Annotated in this window: 9 protein-coding genes; 8 read left to right on the top strand and 1 reads right to left on the bottom strand. The window is 35.9% G+C overall.

Annotated features, from left to right (window positions below):
- The 4 genes from A3SG_RS0116035 to trpA form a co-directional block, all read left to right on the top strand.
- Window positions 1-462 (top strand): phosphoribosylanthranilate isomerase (locus A3SG_RS0116035; protein ID WP_016991022.1); only part of this gene is annotated, 462 nt, incomplete at its 5' end.
- Window positions 463-472: 10 nt separating this feature from the next.
- A complete protein-coding gene (gene trpB / locus A3SG_RS0116030) occupies window positions 473-1,654 on the top strand; it encodes a tryptophan synthase subunit beta (RefSeq protein ID WP_016991021.1) in 1,182 nt (393 codons plus the stop codon).
- A 229-nt stretch (window positions 1,655-1,883) separates the two neighbouring features.
- Complete coding sequence (locus A3SG_RS0116020; protein ID WP_016991019.1) at window positions 1,884-2,204, top strand: gamma-glutamylcyclotransferase family protein; 321 nt, start codon at window positions 1,884-1,886, stop codon at window positions 2,202-2,204.
- A 52-nt stretch (window positions 2,205-2,256) separates the two neighbouring features.
- Window positions 2,257-3,018 (top strand): tryptophan synthase subunit alpha, encoded by a 762-nt coding sequence (gene trpA / locus A3SG_RS0116015; protein ID WP_016991018.1) that lies wholly within the window; start codon window positions 2,257-2,259, stop codon window positions 3,016-3,018.
- 760 nt (window positions 3,019-3,778) lie between these two features.
- Here trpA and A3SG_RS0116005 read toward each other — a convergent pair.
- A complete protein-coding gene (locus tag A3SG_RS0116005) occupies window positions 3,779-4,330 on the bottom strand; it encodes a DUF4494 domain-containing protein (protein WP_035664344.1) in 552 nt (183 codons plus the stop codon).
- A gap of 368 nt (window positions 4,331-4,698) precedes the next feature.
- Here A3SG_RS0116005 and A3SG_RS0116000 point away from each other — a divergent pair, with 368 nt between their 5' ends.
- Genes A3SG_RS0116000 through A3SG_RS0115985 form a run of 4 tightly spaced genes read left to right on the top strand, consistent with a single transcriptional unit; the run spans window position 4,699 to window position 9,332 of the window.
- Window positions 4,699-5,331 (top strand): TetR/AcrR family transcriptional regulator, encoded by a 633-nt coding sequence (locus A3SG_RS0116000; RefSeq protein ID WP_016991015.1) that lies wholly within the window; start codon window positions 4,699-4,701, stop codon window positions 5,329-5,331.
- Window positions 5,321-6,652 carry a TolC family protein gene (locus tag A3SG_RS0115995; protein ID WP_016991014.1) on the top strand — a complete coding sequence of 444 codons (1,332 nt, stop codon included), beginning with the start codon at window positions 5,321-5,323 and terminating at the stop codon, window positions 6,650-6,652. Before A3SG_RS0116000 ends, A3SG_RS0115995 begins: the two co-directional genes overlap by 11 nt.
- 12 nt (window positions 6,653-6,664) lie before the next feature.
- Window positions 6,665-7,744, top strand: coding sequence for an HlyD family secretion protein (locus A3SG_RS0115990; RefSeq protein WP_016991013.1), 1,080 nt, complete (start codon window positions 6,665-6,667; stop codon window positions 7,742-7,744).
- Between the two features lies 1 nt (window position 7,745).
- Window positions 7,746-9,332: an MDR family MFS transporter gene (locus A3SG_RS0115985; protein ID WP_016991012.1), complete on the top strand. Its 1,587-nt coding sequence runs from the start codon at window positions 7,746-7,748 to the stop codon at window positions 9,330-9,332.
- The last annotated feature ends 14 nt before the right edge of the window (window positions 9,333-9,346 follow it).

The following is a 9,346-nucleotide window of genomic DNA, read 5'->3' as shown; positions in this document are numbered from 1 at the left end:
GTAAATGAAACAGCAGCTATTATTGCCGAAAAAATCTTGCAACACGATTTACAGGCCGTTCAATTGCACGGAAAAGAATCAGTTGACTTTTGTGAAACATTGCGCAACCAGCTGCCAAACGATATTGAAATTATAAAAGTCTTTTCTATAAAAGATGAATTTGACTTTAGCGTTTTAGCGGCATTCGAAGCTGTTTGCGATTATTTCCTTTTTGATACCAAAGGAAAGTTACCAGGAGGAAACGGAACAACTTTCGATTGGAAAGTATTGAAAAATTATCCATCGATAAAGCCGTTTTTTCTAAGTGGTGGTATAGGACTAGAAGAATTAGAAGCAGTAAAAGAAATTACAAAAACGAAATTACCTGTTTACGCATTAGATGTAAATAGTAAATTTGAAATAAAAGCAGGATTAAAAAATATCAATAACGTAAGGATAATTCGCGAATCGTCCCTACAATAAAACAAAAAAAATGAGCTATCACGTAAACGAAAAAGGTTATTATGGTGAATTTGGAGGAGCATACATTCCTGAAATGTTATATCCAAATGTTGAAGAATTACGCCAAAATTATTTAAAAATCACCGCAGAGCCAAGCTTTCAAGCTGAGTTTGATTCTCTTTTAAAAGAGTATGTAGGACGCCCTACCCCACTTTATTTTGCAGAGCGCTTGTCCAAAGAATACAACACAAAAATCTATCTAAAAAGAGAAGATTTATGCCATACTGGTGCACATAAAATTAACAACACAATTGGACAGATTTTACTTGCTAAACGTTTGGGGAAAACTCGTATTATTGCCGAAACTGGCGCTGGACAACATGGTGTTGCAACAGCAACTGTATGTGCTTTGATGGGATTAGAGTGCATCGTATATATGGGCGAAGTTGATATCAAACGTCAAGCGCCAAATGTAGCGCGTATGAAAATGCTAGGTGCAGAAGTCCGTCCGGCACTTTCAGGATCTAAAACCTTAAAAGATGCCACAAACGAGGCTATTCGTGACTGGATCAACAATCCAATAGACACCTATTACATCATTGGTTCTGTAGTAGGACCACATCCCTACCCTGATATGGTAGCTCGTTTTCAAAGCGTGGTTTCTGAAGAAATAAAAACACAATTACTAGAAAAAGAAGGAACAGAAAATCCAGATTATCTAATCGCTTGCGTAGGTGGCGGAAGCAATGCCGCCGGTACGTATTATCATTATCTCGATAACGAAGAAGTAAACATCATAGCAGTCGAAGCAGCTGGTTTAGGTGTAGATTCTGGGGAAAGCGCAGCTACATCGGTGCTGGGGAAAGTAGGCGTTATTCATGGTGCCAAGACCTTATTGATGCAATCTACGGATGGACAGATTACCGAACCGTATTCTATTTCGGCAGGCTTAGATTACCCAGGTGTGGGACCTATGCATGCTAATCTCTACGCAACGGGAAGAGCACAGTTTATCTCGATTACAGATGAACAAGCGATGCAGTGGGGATTAAAACTTTCTAAAATGGAAGGTATCATTCCAGCAATTGAAACTGCTCACGCTTTTGCCGTTCTGGACGAAATGAAATTCAAACCAGAGGATATTGTAGTGATTAATCTGTCAGGACGTGGCGACAAAGATTTAAATACGTATATTGACTACTTTAAATTATAGATTAGGTTTTTCCTGAGTTATTTTTATTGCAAATACTGATTTTTTTTTAGGGCGTTCCCTTCTGCCCTGAAAAAAGTTTCAGGGCAGAATGGCGGGCAGTACGCTATATTCCCGATACACAAAACTACGGCAATAGCCTTGTTTTCTTGATCGGGAGATCCCGCTTCCATCCCTAACGCAATCTAAAACGAGGAACTCTGATTTAAATTAAAATCATAAATACAAAAAAATGGAAAATTTATTTGCATACGGTTCCTTAAGGGAAGAAGAAGTACAAAAAACTGTTTTTGGACGAATCCTGCAAGGGGTTCCAGAAAAATTATTACGATACGAAGTAAAGAGAATAGAAATTGAGGAAGAATTTGGACTGGAAAACTATCCCATTATCACTCCTACCGAAGATGATTCAGACTGCATTGAAGGGATAGTCTATGAACTAACCTTTGAAGAGCTGCAACTTTCTGACACCTATGAAGGCAACTCCTACAGCCGCATCCAAGTCCCATTAAAATCCAAGCAAATGGTATGGGCTTATAGCGCAAAGTTATAGACAAATTAAAAACAGGCTGCAAACAGATGTACCATCTGATAAAAAAATAAAAATGAACAGAATAAATCAAAAATTACAGGAAGACGACAAAATACTTTCCATCTACTTTTCTGCCGGATATCCTAACCTAAACGATACCGTACAAATCATTCAGGATTTGGAAAAAAATGGCGTAGACATGATCGAAATTGGATTGCCGTTTAGTGATCCATTAGCTGACGGACCTACAATACAAGCCAGCTCCACTCAAGCCTTGCACAACGGGATGAATACGCAAGTGTTGTTCGACCAACTAAAAGACGTTAGGAAATCAGTGTCGATTCCGTTAATAATCATGGGTTACTTTAACCCGATGTTACAATACGGCGTAGAGGATTTCTGCAAGAAATGTGCTGAAATCGGGATCGACGGATTAATCATCCCTGATCTTCCGGTTGATGTTTATGCCGATGAATACAAAGAAACTTTTGAAAAATACGGACTCATCAACGTACTGTTGATTACACCGCAAACTTCAGTTGAACGCATTAATTTTATAGACAGTGTCTCTAACGGATTCATCTATATGGTGAGTTCAGCCAGTGTCACAGGTTCGCAATCTGGTTTTGGAAGTACACAAGAAGCGTATTTCAAGCGCATCTCCGACATGAATCTAAAAAGTCCGCAGGTGATTGGTTTTGGGATTAATAACAAAGAAACGTTTAATCAAGCGACACAATTTGCCAAAGGAGCTATTATAGGCAGTGCTTTTATCCAGGACTTAACCGAAAATGGAACAGCTAAAATTGCAGATTATGTGAAAGCGATTCGATAAAAGAACTGACTACATATTGATTGACAACGATTTTACATTAGCCGTACATTTGCAAATTATCTACTCCTTTTAGGACTATGCAATCTGCAAATTTGCGGTATTTTTTTGTAAAATCCACAAAAAGAATTCTTGAGTGCTTGTTTTGTCGAAAGAACCAAATAGAGAGTCTAAAAAAACGTATGATAAAAAAAATAGCAATCATAATTATTTTTATGAGTTTCGTTTTAATAGTGGTCAATATTTTTACGATTGAAAAAGGGGATAATGGATTTTGGTTAAGAATTATTTCAAGTAGCTTTGTGATTTTAGCAATGTTTTTGACTATTCGACAAAAAAACGAAAAATAAATTCTAAAGTAAATCACTTTAAAGTTGATAATATGACAAAACTGAATAGATTGCAGACGATCAGGGGCGACTTATTGTTATTCGAATAGCCACTTCATTTGTAGTTGATCATCGTAAAATAGGTGTTCCCCTAAGTTTTTTCTGCGCTGTTGGCATCGGGTTTATCTTCGAATGGATTCCTTTTACAAAACAGAATTGAACCGAATAGTTTAAAATCTACCACCGATTGCACTACGTTCGAAACCGCACTTAACTAAAATAAAAAAAAGATTCTATAATTGTATGACAGCTTGGATTTGCGCTTAGATCCCGTCTACTTGCAACATACTATTAACCGCAAATTCGCAAATTAATTAACCCATTTAGGATTTACTGATTTGCAAATTTGTGGTTTTTTGTTTTAATACGAATTCTTAAGACGCCGTTTCCTCTTCAACGACAAATTCCATAGTATCTTCAGCGTCTGCTACAATTTCAGGTCTAGCAGCCTTTAAAGCATTAAACTTTTCTATTTTTTCTAAGTCTTCTTCTTCTCCAGAGAAATAAGGAAAAACATCCATAATGGGGGATTCCGAAATGGCTGGTATGTTATACTCGCCCATAGTACCATTCATGATACCCGTTGTATTATCAAAAGCTTCTTTTACATCGTTTGCCTGCACTAAAAAATACATACTGGTCTTACGTTCTTTACCACTCTCTTCGTCATACGCCAATAAAGAAATTTTTGATTTAAACCAACGATCACAATTTTCAAAAGGATGAATCTCTGCATAATTGGCCACTTTTATATTCGTGATTTTAAACTCTTCACTGATGTAAGCAGACATCTCTTCATTAATTCTACTTTCGGCTTCGGTGTAAGACAAAGCATCGACCAAATAGGGCTCTGTCGTAATCTTTTGTCCTCCAGTTTCATCTGTTTTTCTGTACTTTATTTTGCATTCATACCAAGTTGTGCTCATCTCTTTATTTTTTAGAATGTCAAAGATAGATTTTAAAAGAAAAAAAAATGGGATATTCATAAAATAGATATCCACAATTTTGAATCGACAACGTATCTTTTTTATTGCCAATGTTTTAAATAGAACTAGCCCTAAACCACGAATAAAGGGTATTATAAATGGATTCTGGAATGAACATAGAAAAAGAAAAAATCAGATTGTAATACCAGCTTTATTCTTCTCCCCGCAATTAAAAGATCACGAACGAATAAGAACTTCTTACCCGATAAAAAAGACTGCCTATAGCTTTGTTAATATTTTGTTAAATATAAAATTAAACGCGTGTTTAATTTAAACGGTTGTTTAATTTTACAGTGTAATAAAAAGTTATGTCTAGCAATACTGATTTTAACGAAAAACAAACTCAAATTCTCTTAGTGGCAGAAACCTTATTTGCCGAGAAAGGATTTGACGGAACTTCTATTCGAAACATAGCGAAAGTGGCGAAGATTAACATCGCTATGGTTTCTTATTACTTTGGTTCTAAAGAACGCTTATTAGAATCACTCATTTTTTACAGAACCAAAGATTTAAAGATTCAAATAGAAAATTTGTTAGTGGAAGATCTAGATCCCATAGATAAAATTAATAAACTAATTGAAATTTATATCAATAGGATTAACTCCAACAAAGGAATTTTTAGAATTCTCCATTTTGAAATGGCAACCAAGAAAAAGGAATTAAATATTAAATCCTTTTATGAGTTGCGAAAAAGCAACTTAAAATCTCTTGAAGCCATCATCTCCGAAGGTCAGAATAAGGGAGTTTTTAGAAAAGACATTTCGATTCCGCTATTGACTCCGACAATTCTAGGTACTTTTTTTCATTTTCACATGAATAAAGAGTATTTCATGGATTTATTAAACATCAATACTGAAGATTCATACAACAACTACATACAAGTCAACCTGACAAAACACATTCAACAAACCATAAAAGCACTTCTAATATATGAAAGTTAGTCAACTCATACTGTTTGGGATATTCTTCCTCGGAATTTCATCCATAGAAGCACAAGAAAAAACGAGTTTAACGCTCGACGAAGCCATACACTTAGCTTGGGCCAAAAGCAACGAGGTTTCTTTGGCAAATACTAAAGTAGATACCAAAAAACATGAATTAGAGTCGGTTAAGAACAACAGGTATCCTGATTTAAAAGTTTCAGGACAATACCAACGCTTGACAAATGCCTCCATTGATTTAAAAATCAATAAAAATAATAGCGCAACTGCTGAGCCACTACCTATCGTAAATCAATTAATGTTGGGACAGGTAAACGCAAGCCTACCCATATTTGCGGGTTTTAAAATTCAAAACAGCATTAAAGCCTATGACAACATGCATCAAGCTGAAACAGCCGCTGCCTTGCAAACTAAAGAAGAAGTAGCAATGATGGTCGTTAATTACTATGCTAGTTTGTATAAAGCACAGCAAACAGTGGAACTTTTAAAAGAAAATCAAAAAAGCGCACAGCAACGAGTTACTGATTTCCTGCAACTGGAAAAAAACGGAATCATTCCACGAAATGATTTGTTAAAAGCACAACTTCAAGTTTCAAAATTACAGCTGTCCTTAGACCGAGCAATTAGTGATTTAAATATTGTAAATATTGAGCTTGTCAGCCTATTAAAAATGGATTCCAAAACAAAATTAGAAATCAAAGAAAGTGATTTTGCCGACTTCCAAGCTAGTACTATTCCAACCAATGATGAACTGGCTTTGGAAAACCGTAAAGACCTAGAATCTATTCGCTTGCAAGAAAAAGCAAGCTTAGCTAATGTTCAAATTGCGAGAAGTGGATACTACCCCTCCATTTCGATCATCGGCGGTTATACCGCATTAAATTTACAAAATATAATCACCGTGCAAAATGCCATAAACATCGGTGTTGGCATATCTTATGATTTAAGCGGTATTCTAAAAAACGGCAGCAATGTTAAGATAGCAGAAAGCAAAGCACTTGAAATACAAAATTCAGAAATGATGCTTACTGATGACATCAAAATCCAGGTACAAAAAGCCATTGAGGATTATGATTTGGCTTTAAAACAAGATGTAGTTTACAACCAGGCGGTGGAACAGGCTTCAGAAAATTACAGAATTATAAAAGATAAATACGATAACGGTTTATCTGATACAAATGATCTTCTTGAGGCTGATGTGGAGCAGCTAGGCTCCAATATCAATAAAACACTCGCAAGGGCTAATGTTATCCAAAAATACTACGAATTGCTTTCTGTAAGCGGGCAATTAAACCAAACTTTCAATCTTTCAAAAATATAATCGACACCTAAAATGACTAAGAAAAAGACCAATACCAAATTTATCATTATAATCAGTTCATTAGTATTACTAGGTGTTACTTATGGAAGCTATAAGTATATTCACTCCCTTTCTCACGAAGGAACTGATGATGCACAGGTTGAGAAAAACATGAATCCAATTATTCCTAGAGTATCTGGATATGTCAGTAAAGTTTTCATCAAAGACAATGATTTTGTAAAAAAAGGAGATACTTTATTTACAATCGACAAAAAAGATTACCAATTAAAAATTGATGAAGCAACAGCGAACCTCGCAGCAGCGGAAGGAAATTTAGAAATTACAAAAGCGGATATCGGTAGTATTTTGGCCAGTATTTCAGTATCAGAAGCCAACGTGCAATCAGCTGGCGGAAATATTGAAACTGCTAAAATTAGATTAGACCGTGTAAGCAATGATTACGACCGATATAACAATTTATATAAAAGCCATACAATTACCAAACAGCAATATGAACAAGCTTTATCGGCAAAGTTAGAAGCAGAAAATCAAGTACGTATTTTACAACAGCAGAAAAAAGCCAGTGCTTTTCAAAAATCAGTTGTTGTAGCTAAATCAAAAGCCACTGACAAACAAACTGATGTAGCTGATGCCAATATCAAAAGAGCTCAAGCGTTGCTTGACTCCGCAGTTTTGAATTTAAGCTATACGGCAATTACTGCCGCAATTGACGGACAAGTTTCTAAAATTGATATTCAACCGGGACAATTAGTTCAACCGGGACAATCTCTTTTTTATATCATCAACAACAATGAAGCTTGGGTCGTAGCCAATTTTAAAGAAACACAACTAAATAAAATGGTGACCGGTCAAAAAGTGACCATTAAAGTAGATGCATACCCAGACTATGATTTTAATGGAACTGTTACTTCCTTTTCTCCTGCAACCGGATCGCGCTTTTCTATTTTACCTCCAGACAACGCGACTGGTAATTTTGTAAAAACAGTTCAGCGTTTACCCGTAAAAATTACTATTGACGCAAAAAATGACATTGAAAAAATAAAATTATTACGTCCAGGAATGAATGTGGATGTAGACGTACATATAAAATAAAATGGTAATAGGACAAGGAGACGACGATTTAGTCGAATACGGCTTTAGACGGGTTATCATTACAATAACGGCAGTGCTATGTGCTTTACTGGAAATTGTAGATACCACTATTGTCAATGTGGCGCTAACAAACATGAGAGGAAGCCTTGGAGCTACATTGACGGATGTTGCTTGGGTAATTACTGCATATGCTATCGCAAATGTGATTGTAATCCCAATGACTAGTTGGCTTTCACAGCAATTTGGAAGACGAAATTACTTTGCTGTTTCGATAATTATCTTTACCGTTGCTTCTTTTTTATGCGGTAATGCTACCAATATATGGGAGTTAGTGACCTTCCGATTTATTCAAGGTCTTGGGGGAGGCGCTTTATTAGTAACGGCACAAACGATTATCACCGAGAGTTATCCTATTGCAAAAAGAGGAATGGCGCAAGCTATTTATGGGATGGGTGTAATTGTAGGTCCCACGCTAGGTCCGCCACTAGGTGGATATCTTGTGGATCATTTTTCTTGGCCTTACATTTTTTACATCAATATTCCTTTAGGTATTATTGCGACTCTTTTGACCCTGAGCTTTGTAAGAAGTCCAAAATATGGAGAAAAATTGAAGTCAAACCAAGTTGATTGGATGGGAATAATTCTTCTGGCGTCCTTTATTGGCTCATTACAATTCGTACTGGAACATGGACAGCAGGACGACTGGTTTAATAACAAACTAATTTTTTTATTAAGTGCTGTTTCCGTCTTTGGATTTATACTTTTCATCTGGCGACAATTAACCTATAAATATCCCATCGTAAATTTAAGCGTTCTCAAAGACGGAAATCTGAGAATTGGTACTCTAATGGCTTTCATTCTCGGTTTCGGTTTGTATGGTTCTACGTTAATAATACCTATATATACGCAATCCATTTTAGGATGGACTGCCACTGATGCTGGTTTATTGTTAATCCCTGGCTCGATAACTACTGCTTTTATGATGCCTATTATTGGCAAATTAATTCAAAGAGGAGTGCCACAAGGATACATGATTGGTGTGGGTTTTTTAGTTTTCTTTTTATTTACCTTAATGATGCACAACAACATGACACCGGACACAGGTGAAGAACATATGTATTGGGCATTAATTTTAAGAGGAGTTGGTTTAGGGTTGCTTTTCGTCCCTATTACTACCCTATCGCTATCCACTTTATCAGGAAAAAATATTGGTGAAGGAGCCGCATTTACAGGTATGATGAGACAATTGGGAGGTTCTTTTGGTATCGCCATCATTACTACTTTTATCACACGATTTACTCAGAAACACCGCGTAGATTTGATTGCACATTTAGATGGAAGTAAATTTGAAGTGCAACAGCGACTTCAGCTATTGCAAAAAGGTTTTATGTCAAAAGGATTTACTGCTAATGAATCCATGAAAAAAGCATATCAGGCAATTGATTATTCTGTCATGAAACAAAGTACTGTTTTATCGTATATGGATATTTTCATGTATCTGGGTATTCTATTTCTCTGTTGTATCCCAATTATATTCTTCATCAAAAGAGGAAAAAATAAAATCAATCCCGCAGATGCAATGCACTAAAACCCATAAAAAAC

The sequence above is a fragment of the Flavobacterium sp. ACAM 123 genome (assembly GCF_000264055.1).
In the GTDB taxonomy this organism is placed as follows: Bacteria; Bacteroidota; Bacteroidia; order Flavobacteriales; family Flavobacteriaceae; genus Flavobacterium.
Note: the sequence above shows the minus strand (reverse complement) of the source record. Positions and strands in the feature narration are given on the sequence as shown.